Genomic DNA, 18,866 nt, shown 5'->3' on the forward strand with positions numbered 1-18,866 from the left:
AGGAGGCGTACAACGATGCAGCTGCCGGTCGAAATGAAAAGCGAAATGAGGCGGGCGTTCGAAGCGTGCCGCAAGACGATCGAGGGCTTTCCGGTTCCGTTTGCGGAATGCGGCGTCCGCTATCTGGACCGTTTCGATCCGGATCGCGGCGGGGGACCGACGAATTACATCTGCTGCCTGCTCCCCTATTGGCTGCGGCAGGCGGCCGGCATCCCGCTCGAGCAGTGCCGCCCGATCGCCGAAGCGAACCTTTTCGGCATGCTGCATTTTCATCTTCAGGATGAACGGACGGACCGCGCGGCCGTACTGGACCGTACGCATATCGTCTTGTCCCAACTGCTCAACGCGGAAATGATCGCCCGCTATGCGGCGCTGTTCCGCTCGCCCGAAGCGTTCCGAAGCGCTCTGCTCGCCTGCACGGCCGAATGGGCTTCCGGAATGGCCGCGGAACGGGAATCCGACCCTTTCCCGGAGCGGCAGCAGGACCTCGCCTCCCGCTCGGCCCCCCTTCTGCTCTGCCCGCTCTCCCTGTTCGAAGAACGCGAAAGCCTGCGCGCCCGGGCGCTGCACGCCGTGCGCGAAACGCTGATTACGCTGCAAATGGCGGACGACTGGGCCGACTATGCCGAAGATCTGCGCGAAGGTTCGTATAACAGCCTGGTATCGCTGTACCGGAAGGAACGCGGCCTTCCTGCGGAAACGCCGGTCGAGGCTCGGGAAATCGGCGACGCCGTCTACGCGGGAGGGCTGCTGGGCCGATATGCGGAATTCGCGGCGCGCAGACAGCTCGAATTGGAGACTTACCGGGAAGATTTCGGGGAACTGATCGCTTTCCATGCCGCATTGGCCGGCGATCTCGAACGCATCGCCGCGGGAATCGAAACGGAAAAGCGCGATCTGGCGCAGGGCGGCTTCAGCTACTGGCTCCTCGGAAACCGGCATCCGTCCTGACCCCAACGGCTTCGCGTCATCCTGCCGGCCCGCTTGTTTCCTCGGAAAGCGCATGCTATAATCTTCCACAAAAATACAGACTTTTCAAGCCTGCCGATTTCGGCAGGCCCAGGCTCTGGCGTCGCTTGTCTTTCAACGTGCCGGCATTATCTCTTGCTCATCTATTGCCGCGCGGCCTATCATCGCCAATTCGCACGCGAAAGGATGATTTCAATGACAAACCTGACAAGAGAAGCTGCTCTCAAAACTCAAGTGATTCAAAAAGCATGGGAGGATCCCGAATTCCGCGCCCGGCTGCTCGCCGATGCCAAGGCGGCGCTGCGCGACGCTTTCGGCGTCGAGCTGCCGGACGGCGTGAAGCTGACGGCGGTCGAGGAGACGGCGCAGCACTTCTATCTCGTCGTCCCTCCGCATCCTTCGGCCGTTATTCCGCAGGCCGACCGCATCAGCATCGAGCCGGCCGCCATGTGGGGAACGGGAGGCTGACCGTCCGGCAGTCCCTTTTCGAGCCCGATACGACCATCCGCGCGCAAAGAGCGGGAACCCCGCGGCGTCCGTCCGGGCCTCCTAATCGGAGGCTTCCGGAAAACGGACCGTCGCTTCGGTTCCCGCTCCTTTTTCGCTGTCGAAAGTCAGCGTTCCCTGCATCGCTTCGATGATCCGGAACGTGACCATCAGCCCCAGCCCCGTCCCCTTCGTTTTATTCGAAAAATACGGTTCGCCGAGCCGCTTCAACTCTTCCGGTCCCATGCCCACTCCGTTGTCGCGGATGCGGATCACGACCTCTCCGTCCTCCTTTGCCGCCCGGACCGCGATTTTCCCTTCCTCCTGCAGCGCCTCGATGCTGTTTTTGATCATGTTGATGAACGCCTGCTTGAACTTGGAAGAATTCCCCTTCACGTATAAATCGGGAGCGATATCGAGCGTGATTTTGCCGTGATGAATGCTGGCCAGCGGCGTAAGCACGCCCTCGATGTGACGGAACTCTTCGGCGATCGACAGCGTTTTGACATTTTCCGCGCCGGGTTTGGCAAAAGTCAGAAAATCCGTGATGATGCCCGAAGCCCGGTCCAACTCTTCCAGCGCCATCCCGATGTAAGCTTTTTCCGATGCCGCCGACCGTTCGCCGAGCAGCTGCAAAAATCCGCGTGTTACTTGGAGCGGATTGCGGACCTCGTGCGCTACCGAAGCGGCGAGTTCGCTGATGATTTCCATTTTCTCCGCCCGCTGCAGTTCATTGTTGAACGTCTCCAGCTGCCGCGAGTATTCCAGCACTTGGTTATGCGTTTCGGCGAAACGACGGCCAAGCACGACGATCAGCGAGACGACGAAGATCACCATTCCCCATTTCCACCAATACAGGTCGTACTGCTCTCCGCTCGCGTAATAACGGAACAGCTCGAAAATTCCGATTCCCGCGAAAGCGGCCAAGCCGGCGTTGAAGATCAGCGCGTCCTTGTTCCGCTGCAGGCTGTAGAGCACCGAACAGGTCAGCATCGTCAGCAGTTCGACAATCATCAGGACGCCGAGCACCGTCGTGGTGAGCAAATAATAAACGGAGAAGTAACGTTCCCCCGTAAGGACGTTGCCGATCAGCAGCAGCAGGCAAAAGAAGGAGTAGCCCAATTGAAAACGGCTCAAATGCAGGATGGAATTTCTGTAGCCTTTTCCGAAAACGGTCTGGAAAAAGAACAGGAAAGACGGCAGCAGCGCGAAAAGCGCCACGTCGAACATCCGCTGCAAAATGCCGCCGTAATCCGGATAGAGCGTAAACAAAAACGGAGAATACGAAATGACGAGCAGGCCGATCGACAAAATGACGCAGCTCAGCGACAGCCAGGCTTTCGAATAGTTCCGGTTGAGGAAAACGGCGCAGATCAGCATGACAAGCCCGATCAGCGCAAAAGAGCCGCCGAGCATAATGTCCAGTATGTCCCGGGTCAAATAGACGGTCAGCAGTTCGTAAAAACTGCCGAAGGCGATATTTTGCACGATGCCCGGCCGCGGCTCCGCAACCTGCATACGAATATAGACGGAACCGCCCGCATCTTCCGCGCGCAGCGGCAGCAGAAGTTCGTTCATGGCGTAGCGATACTGCCGCCGGGAATCGAACAGCTCGCGATACTCCGTATACGCGACGACGTGCCGTCCGTACGCTTTTTCGATCAGAACGGCGGGAATCGGCCAGCCGAGCTGCGGCACGTCGATTCGGATCCAGGCCCAATCCGTGCTTGCCGCCTTGGCCGGAGGCATCGTTTCTTCGTTCATCGGCGTCCAATCGCTTGAATGCAGCACATATTCCGGCGGCGCTTCCGCGGCAGTCTGGTTGTCCGCCGGGTCCCAGAGAAATTGCCACGTTCCGACTTCGATCGCATCGGTCTCGTTTTTATCTTTTGGGTACGCTTCCACGCCGAGGAAAACGACGGCCAGCAGTCCGATCAGGACGGCCAGCATTTTCGGTAAGTTTCTCATTTGCACCCCCTACTGCATCGTCCGCGGCAAATGCGGCGTCTACCCGACCCAGCGACGGATTCCGCCCGAGCGGCATGCCGGTATCGATTCTGCAGATCCGACCGAATCCATTTAAGAAGAACATTCGCCGCAGGCCCTTCCGTTCCCTGCCTCCTGCCCCGTCCTTTTGCCGGTTCCGGGTAAAAAGCCCTTGTTTCAAGGTCTTACGGCCTGTGTATTAATAAGCAACTTCAACGAATTCCGGCCTGCCGAAGTACGGCGGAGCCCCAATGAGGAGGTCTTCACCATGAATAATTCGCATAGAGACGTGGACGTCGAAGAACGCAGAATCGAGAAAAAATCGGATTCGAGCATGGTCGCTTCAACTTTCATCAAATATGCAGCGTACATCATTATTACGTTCGGAATTTTATACTTCCTGGTCCGCTACGTATTTCCGATGTTCCAATAAACGCATAAACGCAAAAGGGACGGAACTAAACGCCCGAACGACAAAAAGACGGAATTTCACGGCCTTTCGGCCGCGAAAAATCCGTCTTTTTGTCGTCTGCCGGGCTGCGAAGCCCTCATATTCGCTTCAGTCGCGGTACAGCCGTTGAGCGGCGTGCAGCGTAGGACCCACGAAAGAATTGATCGGGAAACCGTGGCGGATCGCCGCGGTCACGAACGCCTTGGCGTTTTTGACCGCCGTGCGCACGTCCGCTCCCTTTGCCAGTTCGGCCGTGATCGCCGCGGAGAACGTACAGCCCGCGCCGTGAATGTAATTGGTCTCGATCCGTTCGGATTCGAGCAGCTCGAATTCCTGTCCGTCATAGATCAAATCGACCGCTTTCTCATGCAGCAGCTTTACCCCGCCCTTGATGATGACATACTGCGCGCCCGTCTCGTGAATCTTGACCGCCGCCGCCTTCATGTCTTCGATCGTGCGAATCGGCGCCGTTTTCGCCAACTGCGAAGCTTCGAACAGGTTCGGCGTCACGACCGTCGCTTTCGGAACCAGCTTCTCGAGCATCGCTTCGGCCGTATCCGGATTCAGCACTTCGTTTTCGCCTTTGCAGACCATGACCGGATCGACCACGAAATGCTTCAGCGGACGCTCTTCGATCTTGCGGGCTACGGCGTCGATGATTTCGACCGTGCTGAGCATGCCCGTTTTCGCCGAAGTCACGCCGATGCCGTTCAGCACCGTATCGAGCTGGCTTTCCAGCAGTTCCGCCGACATCGGCGTCACATTGTGGCTCCACAGCTGCGGGTCCATCGTGACGACGCAGGTCAGCGCCGTCATCCCGTATACGTTCAGTTCCTGGAACGTCTTCAGGTCGGCCTGGATGCCCGCTCCTCCGCTCGTATCGGAACCGGCAATCGTCAAAACTTTAGGTATCGTCATTTCGCAAACGCCTCCTGGATCTTCTATTTTAAGCCTGTTGGCAGGCCCGATCGTTCGGGCGCGCCGGCCTGCTATCCCGCATCTTCTGCCGCTTCCCGCCCAAGGGCGAGCGGCAGCGGGCCGCGGACGGCGCTTTATCCGATTAACGGAACGCGCCGCGGCCTTCGGTAATGGTAAGACGAAGCGTCGGTCTTGTCAACCGTCCGCCGACGCCGATGCTGCCGCCTATTTCGACTCGCCGCTTTCCACGACCGTGCGCCGGAACGGCGAGGTTTGATCGATTTTTTTGTAATGGGCGATGAACGCGCAGATCAGCAGCGCGATTCCGTTGACCACGAAGATGTAATGGATCGGCATGAGCGCGCCGAGCACGCCTCCGATCAGCGGTCCCGCCATCGTGCCGATCTGGGTCGCCGACTGGTTCAAGCTGAACGCGCGGCCCCGGAACTCCGGTCTCGTCACCTGAACGATCATCGCGTTGACCGCCGGGAACACGCCCGCGAAGAACAGTCCGTACACGAACCGCAGAATGCCGAAGCCGACGTAACCCGTCACGAAAAACTGCAGCAGGTTGCCGACGCCGCCGCCGATCAGGCCGATCAGCAGCACTTTGCCGTAGCCGATCTTCCCGCCGATCCGGCCCCAGCGCGGCGCCATGATAACGGTGGCGACGCCGACCGCCGAGAAGATGATGCCCGACACGAGCGAGGTCCGGTCGGACGAAATGCCCATGCCCTGCACGTAGATCGTAATCAGCGGCTCCAGGATCATGACCGAGAAGTTGCTCATCGCGACCAGTCCGAGCAGCGCGAAGAATACGGGAATGCCCGCCGCCTGCTTCAGGTCGTCCTTGACCCTGGAGCGGACTTTCGGGCGCTTGAACTCCTTCTCGTGCACGAGGAAAGTCGCGACGAGCGCCGCGATCAGCACGATGGCGCTCGAGAACAGAAACGCATTGCGGTTGCCGATCGTGAAGCTGACCACCCCGCCGATCAATGGTCCGATGATATTCCCCGAAGCGGTCGCCGTCGACATGACGCCGAGCGCGTAACCGCTCTTGTCCTCCGGCGTGTTCGTCCCGACCAGCGCGATCGCCGCCGGGATGAAGCCGGCCAGCAGGCCCTGGAACAAGCGCAGCGCCACGAGCTGAACGGGGTCCTGCACGAAGAAGTTAATGAAATAGAGCGCCGCCAGACTGAAACCGGAGCGGATCAGCATCGGCTTGCGTCCGTACTTGTCCGCGAGCGAGCCCCAGAACGGCGAGATCAACGCGCTCGACAGAAACGTAATGCCGAACGCCAACCCTGCCCAGATCGACAAATATTTTTCTCCGACGCCGAGCTCTTCGTGCATGAAGATCGGCAGAAACGGAATCGAGATCGAATACGCCATGCTGCAAAAAAACACGCCGGCCCATAATACGACCAAATTTTTCTTCCAGGAAAATTCCATAGCCAGCCCGTCCCTTCGTCTTCGAAAGAACGACGGCTTTCCTCCGGGCCCGCTCACATCCGCCGACCGCCAGATTCCGGAGGTTCGTCCGCCGTCCTTCGCTGTTCATCCGCGCGATACCCCCGCCGGCTCAATCGCGCGCTGCAAACGTTCCGATCGTTTCAACTTATTAATTTTACTCTCGGTTTACGAAAATGACCAATAGGTCCCGGGGCGATCTGAGGAGTTGAACTGCGGTTTCGGCCGATCTGGCGCGGCAGGCTCCCCGGGACGCAGCGGCTTGGCGGATCGCGGCTCCGTTCTTCCCCGGCGATCCGATTTCGCTCCGGTGCCCGCGCGCGCCGCTCCGAATAAGCGAGGCAAAGTCTTCGCCGCAAAGGACGGCCGCGAGCGGTTCCGATGTCTTGCTTTCGGGTAAAGCCTATGTAAGAACGCATGAAAAGGAGAGGATAACCATGGCTTACGATCCACGCAACGAATCCGATCGCGCCTACGAGCGCTACGAGCTCTCCCAGGACAACGACTTCACGGAACGCGATATTCCTTCGGAGACGATGGAATATGTCGACACGGTCCAGGAGGACGCTCTGGATACCGACGGCGCCGTTACCGATCCGGACGCTTATCCGAACCGGACCGAAGAAGACCCCAACGTAAGCTCGCCGCTGCTGGAGGACGTGCCGGACGCCGACGATCTGCATCCGGACACGCCGGTCGATCCGGCCGCTCCCGTCCAGGACGAGCCTCACGGCACCGACCTGCTGAACGGGGCCGGCGGAGAAGAAGGCCGCCGCGAATTGGCCGCCGAATCGGACGACCCGGCCCGGCCGCTCATCACGGACGGCGACCGGGAGACCGAACCGCAGCCGTCCGGCGATCTCGTCACCGAACGCGATACCGATCCGGAAGGCGGGCTGTTCCGCGAAGGTTCCTTCCCGCGTTCCCTGCCGGACGACGTGCAGAAGAACTTGATCGACTCGGAGACCGACCAGGGATACAAAGACGAAGTGTATACGGACGAAGACGAATAAAGCCTTAACGCTTTCCGTTCGCGGACGGCCGCTCTTTACGGCGGCCGTCCTTCGCTTTCTTTTGAAGAAAGGGCTGCGCCGGGCGCTCCTTATCGGACGTCTGCGCAATTTCGGTCTTGACCGGATGCTTCCGCGGTCTTATGATGAAAATAACTTTGAGTGCAAAGGGGAAATATTGATGACGGGGTATGTTCTTAACTAATCAATTCCATATTGGACGGTTTCAGCGGGAACGCGCGAAAAATCGCTTTTGGCGGTTGTTTTTGCGACGCCTGTTCGAATCTGTCCGGAATTCAGTTAAGAACAGCGAATCATTTCTCCATAAGCTTGAGGTGGGTTATTCCTATCCTTTCGACTTTTCGGGCCGCGCTGTAGCTGAAGCGCGGCCCTTTTTGGCTTTTGCCGCGCGCACGGGCAAGAAGCCGGCGGCAGCCGGCCTCCCGCTCGGGCGCGCCGGCAAACCCTTCCGCGCGGCAGCTGCGGGAGACGGACGGACAGCCGGAAGGAACGGACGCATCGGCGGCTTTCGGGTCTGCGCATAGGCGCGGGCCGCGAAGCTCCGGTCGTCCGAAGATCGCGCCGCGCATCGGCGCGGTCCGGAGGCGCGGGAGCGCCGGAACCGAACCTCGGAAGACGGAAGATAAGCTGATCTGAAGTCCGCTGCGGAATCGAGCACCTCGATTCCGTAACGGACGGCTGAATCGGCCTGTCTTCCGTCTTTTTTTGTATTCCGGCTGTCCGAATGTCCAAAATCGAAAAAACAAGGAGCGATTCCCAATGACCGCCATACCGATCCTCAATCCCCAAACGCTGGAGCGTCTCGAATACGGACGCATTCAAGACGAGCTGTCCGCTTACGCCGTCTCTTATCTCGGCAGACGGCATATCGCCGCCCTGCAGCCCGTATCCGACGCCCGAGCCCTGCGGCGAAAACTTGACGAAACGGACGAAGCCGCAGGCGTGCTGCGCCGGGGGGCCAGCATTCCCCTGCCGTCGCTGACCGGCATGGAGCAGATCCTGGATCTGCTAGGTACGGGCTACGTGTTCCAGGAGCAGGACTTCATGCACCTGCATCAGTTCCTGCGCAGCTGCGCGCAGCTGATCGACTACATGCGAGCCAAAGCCGATTGGGCGCCGAACGCGGCCGCTTACGCGTCGGGCATGCACCGGCTCGACCGGCTGCGCGAGGAGATCGAGCGCTGCGTCCGCGGCGGCCGCGTGCTGGATTCCGCCAGCCGCGAGCTGTCCAAAGTCCGGCGCCGCATGGCCACCGCCGAAGAGCGCGGCTCCCGCAGACTGGCCGAGCTGATGGCCAAGCATCGTTCCATCCTGCAGGAGAGCCTGGCCGTGCAGCGCGGAGGACGATCCGCCATTCCGGTACGCAAAGAGTACCGGAAGCTCGTCAAAGGCACGGTGCTGGACGAATCGTCCAGCGGCCAGACCGTCTACATCGAGCCGGAAGAAATCCGGCAGTTCCACGACGAGCTTGAACTGCTGCGCGCCGAGGAAGCGCGCGAAGAGACCAAAATCCTCAGCGAGCTGACCGGCCTGGCCGAGCAGTTCGGTCAGGAGCTGGCCGTCAACGCCGAGCTGGTCGGCGAATACGACTTCCTGTTCGCCAAAGCGCGCTATGCGCTGGCGCTGGACGCCGTCAACGTCAAGCTGAACGAACACGGCCGAATCTCCCTGCGCGGCGCCCGTCACCCGCTGATGGGCGCGCAGATGGTCCCGCTGAATTTCGAGCTCGGCGGCCGCTTCCGGATGCTGATCGTGACCGGACCGAACACCGGCGGCAAAACGCTTGCGCTCAAAACGGTCGGCCTGCTGACCCTGATGGCCCAATCGGGCCTGCTTATCCCGGCCGAAGAAGGCGGCGAGATCGCCGTATTTACCGGCATCGAAGCGGACATCGGCGACGGGCAGAGCATCCAGCAGGCGCTCAGCACCTTCTCGGCCCATATCCGCCGGGTCAAAAGCATTCTGGAGACGGCGGATCGGCGCACGCTCGTCCTGATCGACGAGATGGCCTCCGGCACGGACCCCGGTGAAGGGGTCGGCCTGTCGATCGCCGTGCTCGAAGAGCTGCACCGGCGCGGCGCCTGCGTCGTAGTCACGACGCATTTTACCGAAATCAAAAATTTCGCCTCGGCCACCCCGGGCTGCGAGAACGCCCGAATGGAATTCGACGCCGAGACGCTGCAGCCGCTCTATCGGCTGACGATCGGCGAAGCCGGCCGCAGCTACGCTTTCGCCATCGCCAAGAAGCTCGGCATTCCGGACGCCGTGACCCGGCGGGCGGAAGAGCTGACGCGGCGCGGCTCCAAAGAAGCCGGCGAACGCGATGCGGCGCCTGCGCCGATGACGGTCAGGGCGGCCGGCCCCGCGCGGCAGACGGAAGGCGATGCGGCGGACGATCTGCTGCCTAAGGATGCGGACGCGGCAGACGAGCGGCAGACGAAGGAAACGGCGGCGCAAGCGGCTTCCGCCGCCGGCCTGCATACGGCGGACGGCAGGCAGGCCGATGCCGCAGGTCCCGGCGGTTGCCGGCCGCAAACGGCGGAGCGGCAGGCCGCGCCGCCCGATCTTCCGGCCGAAGATCCCGGCCTGCTCCCCGGCGCCTCGCTGCGGCGGGCGGAGCCGGAACCGCCGGCGCGGAATACCGACGCGAACGCCGGCGCAGAGGGCGATCCGGAAGGAAGCGAGCCCAAGCCGCCCGCTTTCCGGATCGGCGACAGCGTCTCCGTTCCTTATCTCGGCAAGACGGGCATCGTCTATTCCGAAGAAGACGGCATGGGTACGATCGGCGTGCAGATCCAGGGCAAAAAGTTCCGCATCGCCCGCAAACGGCTTCAGCCGCATATCCCGCGCGAATCGCTGTACCCGGAAGATTACGATCTCAGCATCGTGCTCGACTCCAAAGAAAACCGCAAAAAGCGGCATAAAATGGAGCGCCGGCACCTGGAAGGCGTGACGATCGAACAGTCCCCCGACGAACGGGGCGACACGTGGCGGCGGTAGGCGGCAGGCCGTAAGCGATGAGCGGCAGCAGACAGCAGACAGCAGACAGCAGACAGCAGACAGCAGACAGCAGACAGCAAACAGCAAAAGTTTAACGGAACTCAGCGCCGTTAGAACCCTTTTCGGTGCGCGTTTGAAGATTTAACGGATCTTATTGCCCTTAGCGCCTCTTAACCGGCCCGAATCCCGCAAAATCGGCATAAAAATCGATTTTAACGTCCATACGTTCCGTTAGAATTTCGCAGACGGCCGAATCGCCCTTTTAAAGGCGCTCCGTTCCGTTAGAACGCAGAACGGACCGGGCCGGGTCTATCCCGTTTCCCGTTCCTTCCGTGTTCGTCTCCCATCCCATGTTCCGACAAAAATGCGCCCCCGCCTGATCGGCGAAAGCGCATTTTTTCTTTTCCCGAGCCGGCGTCCGGATCGCCGCTTCGGTCTCCGAATCCGAAACGGACGGGGATGCCGACACCATCCGCCGTTATCTCCGGCCGAAACGCCAATTCGTGTTCGCGTCTTCCGCGGCGCCTCCCCCGGCATCTTTGCCGAAGTTCCTCTTTGCCGTTCTCGTACCGCCGTCCCCGTACCGCCGTTCCCGCTTTACCTTCCGCTGTCTTCTTCCCGTCCCCCGCTTGTGCGGCTTTCCGCGTTAATGGCGCTTACCCGCAGATGCTTCCGGACGAACTCCGCTTCGAGCGCGGAGCCGTCCAGCATCGACAGTTCCACCGTCCGGCTCTCGCCCGGCAGCAGATCGAAATAATTGTCGCTGTACCGCACCCGGCCCAGAGGAAGCTCCAACTTCACCATGCGCGCCAGCGAACCGGAAGCGCGGACCGTCACCGCGCAGCCGGTTCGCTCCCCTGCGCCGCTTGCGCTTGCCGGCGCTATCGAAAGCTCGCCGCTTCTCCCTCCTGCGTGTGCGTTTTCGTGTCTTTCCGCGTCCGGAGTGTTCGCCCGGGCAGCTTCGCGGCCCGTCCGCGCCGCAAATGTCTCGTCCATCAGCCAGGCCGCGCGAATATCGCGATTTTCCGCCGATTCGCCAGCGCCGGAGCCGCCGATGTCCGGTTCCGATGATTTCTCGTCGTCGGCCCGAGCCGATTCGCCGGCTTTTCCGTCCACACTCGTTCCGTCTGCCGCCGTTTCGCCGTGTTCCGGCAGGCTCCATTCCAGTTCCAGCTCCGCCTGCCCCAGCTTCAGCTCACGATGATCGCGCAGCATATACGTCTGCATGAATCTTTCCGGCGCTTCGACGGTTCCCCACGCTTCCGCTCCCGCCAGGCCGCTTCCGCTCCGCTCTGCCAAACGCAGCCGCGCCAGCGTTTCCGCCGCGTCTCCGCCGTCCAGCGCTTCCGCTTCGCCCACTTCCCCGAGCAGCACCGGTCCATGAACGCCGCCGTCCGAGCGGAAAACATATTCCCCGACTTTTCCTCCGTCGAAACGCCGAACTTCCAGCACCGCCTCGACTTCGACCGGCTCCGGCCCGTCGTTCACCGCCCAGACCCGCAGCGGCTTCCCCGGCTCGTGTTCGAGCGAGAGCAGCAGCGGCGCGTAGAACCTTTTTGCATAATAGTAAGAAGCCTTGGGGAGCAGTTCGTAATCGATCATCGACCAGCTCGTGCCCGGCCAACTGTCGTTCAGCTGCCAGATCAGGCTCCCGCCGCTGCGGGGATTGCGCCGGTAATGTTCGACGCCATAACGCAGCCCTTCCGCTTGGGTCAGCATGGAGAAGTTCATGTACTCCTCGATGTCCCGGGGCAAGCCCGTGTACCCTTCCATCAGCAGGATGCCTTTGCGATGGTTGGTGTCTTTGTTGCGGTACGCCATCTCTTCGCTTCCCCAGACCAGTTCGCCCTCCGGCATGTTTTTCTCCAGCGTATAGCGGTTCGCCGACGCGTGCATGCCGAATTCGCTGCTGAACAGCGCCATGTCTTGCTTATAATTGCGGAAAGTCACGCCTTCGATGCTGTAATCCAGCAGCGGCGCTTCGCCGAACGCCCGCGGATAGACGGACCCGTGCCATACCTGCCAGTTATGCCGGTCGCCGACCGCCGGATCGTTGTCGTCCTGGTCCCCCGCCCTGCCATAAGGGGAGGAAGGCCAGTACGGCCGGTTCGGGTCGAGCAGCTCCAGCACTTCCGGAATAAGGTCGTGATAGATCAGCTCGCCGTAAAATTCGCTCTTGATGTCGCCGCTCGCGCTTTTCATGTCGTACAGCCAGTCGATCTCGTTGTTGCCGCACCACAGCGCCAGAGAAGCCCGTCCGCGCAGCCTTCGCACATTGGCTTTGACCTCGGCCCGAACGCTGTCCATAAAATCCCGATTGAAGTCCGGGAACAACGCGTTAGCGAAAGCGAAATCCTGCCAGACCAAGACGCCGCGCCGGTCGCATTCGTCGTAGAAAATCTCTTTTTCGTAGATCCCGCCCGCCCACACTCTCAGCATGTTCATGCCGGCTTCCGCCGACAGGGCGATCAGCTCGCCGTAACGGGAATCCGGGATCGCCCCGATCATATTGTCCGCGGGAATCCAGTTGGCGCCTCTTGCATAAACCGGTTTATCGTTCAGGAAAAAGCGGAACGCCGCGCGGCCCTCTTCGTCTTCGGTCCGCAGTTCGAGCGTGCGCACCCCGACCGCCTGCGTCACCGTATCGATCCTCTCGTCTCCCGCGTACAGCTCGGCCGTCAGCGTATACAGATGAGGCTTCCCCAGATCGTGCGTCCACCAGAGTCTGGGCTGGCGGATCGCCGCAGACGCGCGGAAGTTCGCCTGACGACGGCGGGCGGGACGGTAGTGTGCCGGCATGCCGTTCTCCGAGCGCATCGCTTCTTCGTCGGCCAGCAGCGCGTCATAAGCCGTATTTCCGTCCGCGTCCTCCAGCTTCACGCGCAGCAGCAGAGGCAGATCCGGCATTCCGCGATACGTCCCGATCTCGGCGTCGAACCGCAGCGCGGCCTCATCGGTTTGCAGGCTTTCCGTTTGAACGAATACGCTTTCGATCTTGGCGAACAGATGCCGCTTCAGCCGCACGCCGCCCCAGATGCCGACCGTCACGAGCCTCGGACCCCAGTCCCAGCCGAAGTTCATCGCCGCTTTGCGCAGCCAGGGGCGCTCCTTCGTATACGAAGACCAGTCGAACCGCTCTTTGTCCCGCTGATGCGGCCCAAGCGGATCGAAACGGACGGCGACCGCATTCCATCCCCGGCGGATGACGCGCGTCACGTCGAACGTATGCGGCATCAGCATGTTGGCCGCCGTGCCGACTTCGTGACCGTTGACGAACACCGTCGCGAACGTATCCAGTCCCTCGAAGGTCAGCTCGAACCGCTCGGCTTTTTCCCCGGTCAGCTCCCCGTCGTATTCGAATCCCCGGCGGTACCACCATTCCCGTTCTTCGATCCACCGGCTGTTCAGATCGTTGTGCCCGTAATACGGAGGGTCGATGATTCGACGTTCCGTCAGCGCGCTGTGTACGTCTCCCGGCACCGCGCCCGTCATCCAATACCGGTCATCCAGCATAGGCGCCGCGTTTTCCTGCGAAGGTACCGTTCCCGGCGCAAAATCTTTGATTCTCCAGCTTCCGCTCAATTCCGTAATGCTCGTACCGCCGCTTCCGCTTCTGCCCATCGTTTCGCTCCCCCTTTGAGATAACGCTTCCAATCTTCTTGATTAAAATAGCACAATGCGGGAAACGGGTACAGCATAACGGGTATAATGATCGCAAGAGGACAAACGGCATCTGCCGCTTCATACCCATCTGAGGAGGACACGCATATGATCATCGGAGCAATCGAAGCGGGCGGAACGAAATTCGTCTGCGGCATCGGCAACGAAAACGGAGAGATTCTCGACCGCATCAGCTTTCCGACGGAGACACCGGAACGGACGACGCAGCGCGCGGCCGAGTACTTCAAGGACAAAGGCATCGAAGCGCTCGGCGTCGGTTCGTTCGGCCCGCTCGATCTGGACAAGAACAGCCCCACCTACGGCCATGTCACGACGACGCCGAAGCCGGGCTGGAACCATTACGACCTGCTCGGACACTTGAAAAGGGAGCTGAACGTTCCGACCGGATTCGATACGGACGTCAACGCGGCGGCGTTCGGCGAAGCGCGCTGGGGCGCCGCGAAAGGCCTCGACAGCTGCCTGTATTATACGGTAGGTACCGGAATCGGGGTCGGCGTGTACGCGGGCGGGCAGCTGGTGCACGGACTGGTGCATCCCGAAGGCGGACACGTCCCGATGCGCCGGCATCCGGACGACAAGTTCGAAGGCGCCTGCCCTTATCACGGCGACTGCCTGGAAGGCATGGCCGCCGGCCCGGCGATCGCCAAGCGTTGGGGTCAGGGAGGCGACAGCCTGCCGGAGGACCATCCCGCCTGGGAGATCGAAGCGCATTATCTGGCCGAGGCGATCACCGGCGCCGTACTGCTGCTGTCGCCGAAAAAAGTCATCCTCGGCGGAGGCGTCATGCACCAGAGCCAACTGTTCCCGCTGATCCGGGGCAAAGTCGCCCGGAACTTGAACGGCTACGTCGCCTCTTCCGCGCTGGACGATCTGGAGACGTACATCGTGCCGCCGGCCCTCGGCGACAACGCCGGCCTGGCCGGTTCGCTGGCGCTGGGGATCGAAGCGCTTCGCGGATGAAGACGCTTCGCCTGACAGCATATTTTCTCGACGCGAAAAAAAGACGCAGCCGATTCTCAGGCTGCGTCTTTTTGTCCTGCCGCACTTCTTAATCGCGCAGCTTGTCCTCCACTTCGCCCAGATCGAGCGTCGCGCTCTCGCCGAACCAGGATACGATGCGGGCACGCGCTTTGGCGCGCGTTCCGTCGTCGATATGCTTCGCCACGACCGCGACCGCCGCCAGCAGCGTGCCGAAATCGTCCGTATAGCCCGCGACCGGAATAAAGTCCGGAATCAGGTCGATCGGCGCGATAAAATACGCCAGCGCGCCGATGATGACCGATTTCGCCCACGGCGGAACGTCCGCGTCTTTCAGCGTATAGAACAGCAGCAGCGCCGCGTAGACGACTTTGACGCCCGCTTTTTTGCCGAATTTCTTGATTTTGTCCCAGAACGATTCGTCCGAATACTCTTTGCCGTAGCCTTTGATTCGGGATTTCAGCTCGCTTTCGTCGATCGGTCTTCCCGCCGCTGCGGCCGCGTCGAGTTTTTCCGCGCGGCTGTTATCGTTCATGCCGATCCCGAGTCTGTCCCGCCCGTACTCCGCCGCGCGATCCCGCCAATTTTTTTTGTCCGCCATTTTGCGGCCTCCTTTTCGTATGGAACGCTTTTTTGCTGCCCGCGTTCGGCGCGGCCGAAAATCCGGAAGCTAGACCCGCATCTTCGACCGCCGCGAGCCGCTGCCCGAACCGCTGCGACCCGCCGAACGGCTCTCGTGCGTCTTGGCAAACAGCCGGATCGCCCAGTTCGCGCATAACAAGGAAAACGCCACGAACAAAATCGACCAGCCGATCGCCGGCACGAACGTTTCCCGCGCCAGCAGCGCCGCGTCGCCGGCCGCTCTCGGGGACGTCACCGACGCCCAAACCAGATACAGCGGGCTGATGACCGATTCTTCGAGCGTCAGGAAGCAGAGCAGCAAGTAGTAGAAGTTGCGCGCCGGTTCCCAAATGAAGTACATCACCGCGTTCACCGCGATGAATCCGATCAGCCAGACGACGCCGAATCCTTGGTGCACGTACAGAATCAGCATGATCAGCGCCACGGCCGTCATCAGGATCAGTCCCTGCTTCTGCTGCCGTTTGTAGTAGCCGTAGAACATCAGCACCGCAAACAACGAAGCGGACATGTATCCGGCCAGCGAGACGACGATGGAGCTCCAGGTCGAATACGTCGTGACGTAAGTAACGCCGCTGTGGTCCGCGTTCAGGTCGATCTGCGATACCCGGCCCGACGTGGCGAGCGCCACGACCGCATGGCCGAATTCGTGAATCATCGTATCCAGATTGCGAAACAGCGACGAAAAAGGAATCAGCCGGGTCAGTACCGCCGCCGCCAGCAGATACAGCACCGTTTTTGCCCATTTTGGCATGGTAGAACCTCCTCAAACGGATCGCGAACCTTCGCTTTCCGCGAACGGTTCGTTCAAATCTTTGCGTTTACCCGTTACGTTACGCCGCGGCGGCGGGTCAGGTTCCGGCCGAAATGCTGCCGCGTTCATAAAAACGGCGCCGCCCCTCCTCGATCCGCGCTTTCGCGGTCCGCTTTTTACGCGCTGCTCTTCTTCTCGATAACGATCATGCAGGTGCTGTCCGGAAGCGGAAGCTCGTCCCCCGCGTCGTCCGTCACCCGGACTTTATCCCGCAGCGCGAGCGTATAGCCCTCCTGCAAAAAGTGGCGGCTGAGCCGTATTTCCGCGCGGTCGCCGAACAACTCGCGGATGCACGCTTCGTATTCCGACGGCGTCATATAGCCGAACTGCTCCTGCACCTCGTGCACGTACGCCTCCTCGCCCCACGTATACGTGTACAGAAACTCCATCGCGTCGTTGACGGGCATCCGCGCTTCGTCCGGACCGATTTGCTCGTAAGCGATCCGCCGCCCCGCAAAGTCCGCCGCATACCGCTCCAGCCGGCCCATGGCGTCCGGATCGAGAAACTTCAAACGCCGGAACTGTCCGGCCGGCTCGGTCATGATCCCGTCCCGGATCAGAATGCGTCCGCCTTCCGGAATAAGTTCGAACGCGCTGGTCAGCGCCGCCCGCACCGTATCGAGATTGAACTTTTTGCCGTTAAACGGAATGTAGGAATAGAGCTCGTGCAAAATGGACGAAAAGACGACCGTGTCGACGCTCCCCGGCTCGAAGGATTCCGACAGATTGAGCGCGTCGCCCTTCATCACCCGCCAGGAACGGCCTTCCAGCCGTCTGCGGCGCTCCAGCGCCTCGACCACGTTTTCGCTGATGTCGACCCCGATGACTTCCTTGTCCGGCAGCTCGCGTTCGATCAGATCCAGCAGCACGCCGCCGCCGGGGCCGATGTCCAGCACGCGCGAGCCGGCGATCCAGTCCAGCAGAATCTTTTTGTCGCCCGCCGACCCGTTCATCGTCTCCAAGTATTCGTCTTCGTTGTGAAACCGGTCGTACGCGTCGCGCCGCAGCCCGAACAGGTCCATCAGCATCAGCACGGCCCGTTCGTACAGCGGCGATTTTTCGGCCTCCACGCAGAAATCGATCAGCTTCTCCGCCGCCGGGGAAAAGACGAATCCGAAGAAGCAGGTGTCTCCGTTGCTTTTTTCCCGGCTTGTCCGGTGCTGAAGATGCGGGCTGTCGCCGTGGCGTTCGCCTTCGCAGACGGCCGTCCAATGCATTTCGCGCAAATATTTCTCGATGATCCGTTTCTTGTACAGATTGATCTTTTTGACGCCTTTATAATCGTAATACAAGCCGTGCATCAGCCGTTCGAAGCTGATATGCCGCGCGCCCGGGCCTTCCTCCGCGCCGCGCAGCGCCAGCAGCATCATCTTGGCGAATTCCTCGAACGAGAATTCGGACAGCGCCGCCTCGACGTACCACAGCGTCTTGTCGTCCAGACGGGCGAAAGCCCGCTCCAGCCCGCCTTCGAGGCCGGCCTCCCGCAGCTGCGCGTCCACGCTCTGCAGCTCGCCGCCGAAGTCTTCGCCGCGCCGGATCGATTCCGTGCGCAGTCTGCGCAGACGCCGCTCCAGCCCGTCGCCTTCGGGTACCGTGCCGAGAGAGACGTGCAGCACGCACGCTTCCAGATCGCTTTCGACCGACTGCCACAGCTCCTCGGACACCGCCCCGATCACGCATCGGTTCAGCGCCATCAGCAGCCGGGCCAGCTCGGTCTCGGTCAGCAGCCCTTCGTCCACCGGTCCGTGCAGGGGCAGATTGGCCGCGAACGGCACTTCGCCGCGCAGATACTGCCCGAGCAGCCCGTGCGTGCGGATCAGCAGCGCCGTCAGCCGTCGCCGGTCGCCGGCGATGCCGGAAGACTTCGCCAGATACAGATCGGCCGATCCTTCGTTATGTACGAATACGTTGATGCCCTGGCGCTGCCAGCCGATCCGGTCGAGTCTCGTGCCGCCCTTCGCCGTTTCGCTCCAGGCCAGCACTTCTTCCAGCAGCTCTTTCATCCAAAACGAAAGCTGCAGTCCGTTCAAAATATCGAGACTGCGTTCTACATAGGCCAATACCGGATTAAGCTGCTCCAGCTCGCCGATCGAGCCGATTCGCTCGTAATTGACGATGTATTCCTCGGCGGACGCCAGAATCTGCAGCCAGGGCGGCAGCTCGTCGACGCCGCGCGCGCCCAGCCCTTCGTCTTCCTCTTCGCCCTCCATGTAAGCGCGTATTTCGTCCAGGGCGCTGCCCATAACGTTCGCTCCTTTCGGTTTCCGTTTTATTCGTGCCGATCGGCATGCGGGTCTTCCCGCGCGGCCCCATTTTCTTCCGCCTACTCCTTGTTCGCGGTGCCCGGCAAATTGTCCTCTATATGATACCCTAAAAACACGGAGCAAAAAAATCGATTCCGCGGCGAGAGAAGTTTTCCCGCTTCGCGTCTTAGCAGTGAAAA

At 61.0% G+C, this 18,866-nt stretch carries 13 protein-coding genes; 6 read left to right on the plus strand and 7 right to left on the minus strand.

Annotated features, from left to right (window positions below; genetic code table 11):
* Positions 1 to 15 precede the first annotated feature (15 nt).
* Positions 16 to 951, plus strand: a complete 936-nt coding sequence (locus GYN08_RS06210; RefSeq protein ID WP_166273236.1) for a hypothetical protein — start codon at positions 16 to 18, stop codon at positions 949 to 951.
* A gap of 204 nt (positions 952 to 1,155) precedes the next feature.
* Positions 1,156 to 1,437, plus strand: coding sequence for an NHLP leader peptide family RiPP precursor (locus tag GYN08_RS06215; protein ID WP_166273237.1), 282 nt, complete (start codon positions 1,156 to 1,158; stop codon positions 1,435 to 1,437).
* An 81-nt stretch (positions 1,438 to 1,518) separates the two neighbouring features.
* On the opposite strand, the gene GYN08_RS06220 is transcribed toward GYN08_RS06215, so the two are convergent.
* Positions 1,519 to 3,423, minus strand: a complete 1,905-nt coding sequence (locus GYN08_RS06220; protein WP_166273238.1) for a sensor histidine kinase — start codon at positions 3,421 to 3,423, stop codon at positions 1,519 to 1,521.
* A gap of 286 nt (positions 3,424 to 3,709) precedes the next feature.
* On the opposite strand from GYN08_RS06220, the gene GYN08_RS06225 reads away from it, so the two are divergent.
* A complete protein-coding gene (locus GYN08_RS06225) occupies positions 3,710 to 3,874 on the plus strand; it encodes a hypothetical protein (protein WP_166273239.1) in 165 nt (54 codons plus the stop codon).
* Positions 3,875 to 4,000: 126 nt separating this feature from the next.
* Here the strand turns inward: GYN08_RS06225 and pdxK are convergent, their stop codons facing one another.
* Both pdxK and GYN08_RS06235 read right to left on the minus strand, forming a co-directional pair.
* On the minus strand, positions 4,001 to 4,810 hold the full coding sequence (gene pdxK / locus GYN08_RS06230; protein WP_166273240.1) for a pyridoxine/pyridoxal/pyridoxamine kinase: 810 nt from the start codon (positions 4,808 to 4,810) through the stop codon (positions 4,001 to 4,003).
* A gap of 225 nt (positions 4,811 to 5,035) precedes the next feature.
* Complete coding sequence (locus tag GYN08_RS06235; protein WP_166273241.1) at positions 5,036 to 6,262, minus strand: MFS transporter; 1,227 nt, start codon at positions 6,260 to 6,262, stop codon at positions 5,036 to 5,038.
* Between the two features lie 455 nt (positions 6,263 to 6,717).
* Between GYN08_RS06235 and GYN08_RS06240 the strand changes: the two genes are divergently transcribed.
* Positions 6,718 to 7,293: a hypothetical protein gene (locus tag GYN08_RS06240; RefSeq protein WP_166273242.1), complete on the plus strand. Its 576-nt coding sequence runs from the start codon at positions 6,718 to 6,720 to the stop codon at positions 7,291 to 7,293.
* Between the two features lie 777 nt (positions 7,294 to 8,070).
* Entirely contained in the window at positions 8,071 to 10,311 is a 2,241-nt protein-coding gene (locus GYN08_RS06245) for an endonuclease MutS2 (protein ID WP_166273243.1), read from the plus strand.
* Between the two features lie 597 nt (positions 10,312 to 10,908).
* On the opposite strand, the gene GYN08_RS06250 is transcribed toward GYN08_RS06245, so the two are convergent.
* Complete coding sequence (locus GYN08_RS06250) at positions 10,909 to 13,932, minus strand: beta-mannosidase (protein WP_235945947.1); 3,024 nt, start codon at positions 13,930 to 13,932, stop codon at positions 10,909 to 10,911.
* A 147-nt stretch (positions 13,933 to 14,079) separates the two neighbouring features.
* Here GYN08_RS06250 and GYN08_RS06255 point away from each other — a divergent pair, with 147 nt between their 5' ends.
* Positions 14,080 to 14,952 carry an ROK family protein gene (locus GYN08_RS06255; RefSeq protein ID WP_206023642.1) on the plus strand — a complete coding sequence of 291 codons (873 nt, stop codon included), beginning with the start codon at positions 14,080 to 14,082 and terminating at the stop codon, positions 14,950 to 14,952.
* An 88-nt stretch (positions 14,953 to 15,040) separates the two neighbouring features.
* Here GYN08_RS06255 and GYN08_RS06260 read toward each other — a convergent pair whose 3' ends face one another.
* The 3 genes from GYN08_RS06260 to GYN08_RS06270 form a co-directional block, all read right to left on the minus strand.
* On the minus strand, positions 15,041 to 15,571 hold the full coding sequence (locus GYN08_RS06260) for a YkvA family protein (protein ID WP_328802898.1): 531 nt from the start codon (positions 15,569 to 15,571) through the stop codon (positions 15,041 to 15,043).
* Between the two features lie 69 nt (positions 15,572 to 15,640).
* Positions 15,641 to 16,363, minus strand: coding sequence for a M50 family metallopeptidase (locus GYN08_RS06265; protein ID WP_166273244.1), 723 nt, complete (start codon positions 16,361 to 16,363; stop codon positions 15,641 to 15,643).
* A 176-nt stretch (positions 16,364 to 16,539) separates the two neighbouring features.
* Positions 16,540 to 18,666 carry a class I SAM-dependent methyltransferase gene (locus GYN08_RS06270; protein ID WP_166273245.1) on the minus strand — a complete coding sequence of 709 codons (2,127 nt, stop codon included), beginning with the start codon at positions 18,664 to 18,666 and terminating at the stop codon, positions 16,540 to 16,542.
* Positions 18,667 to 18,866: the final 200 nt, after the last annotated feature.

Origin of the sequence: Saccharibacillus alkalitolerans (assembly GCF_011090185.1) — a bacterium.
GTDB lineage: Bacteria > Bacillota > Bacilli > Paenibacillales > Paenibacillaceae > Saccharibacillus > Saccharibacillus alkalitolerans.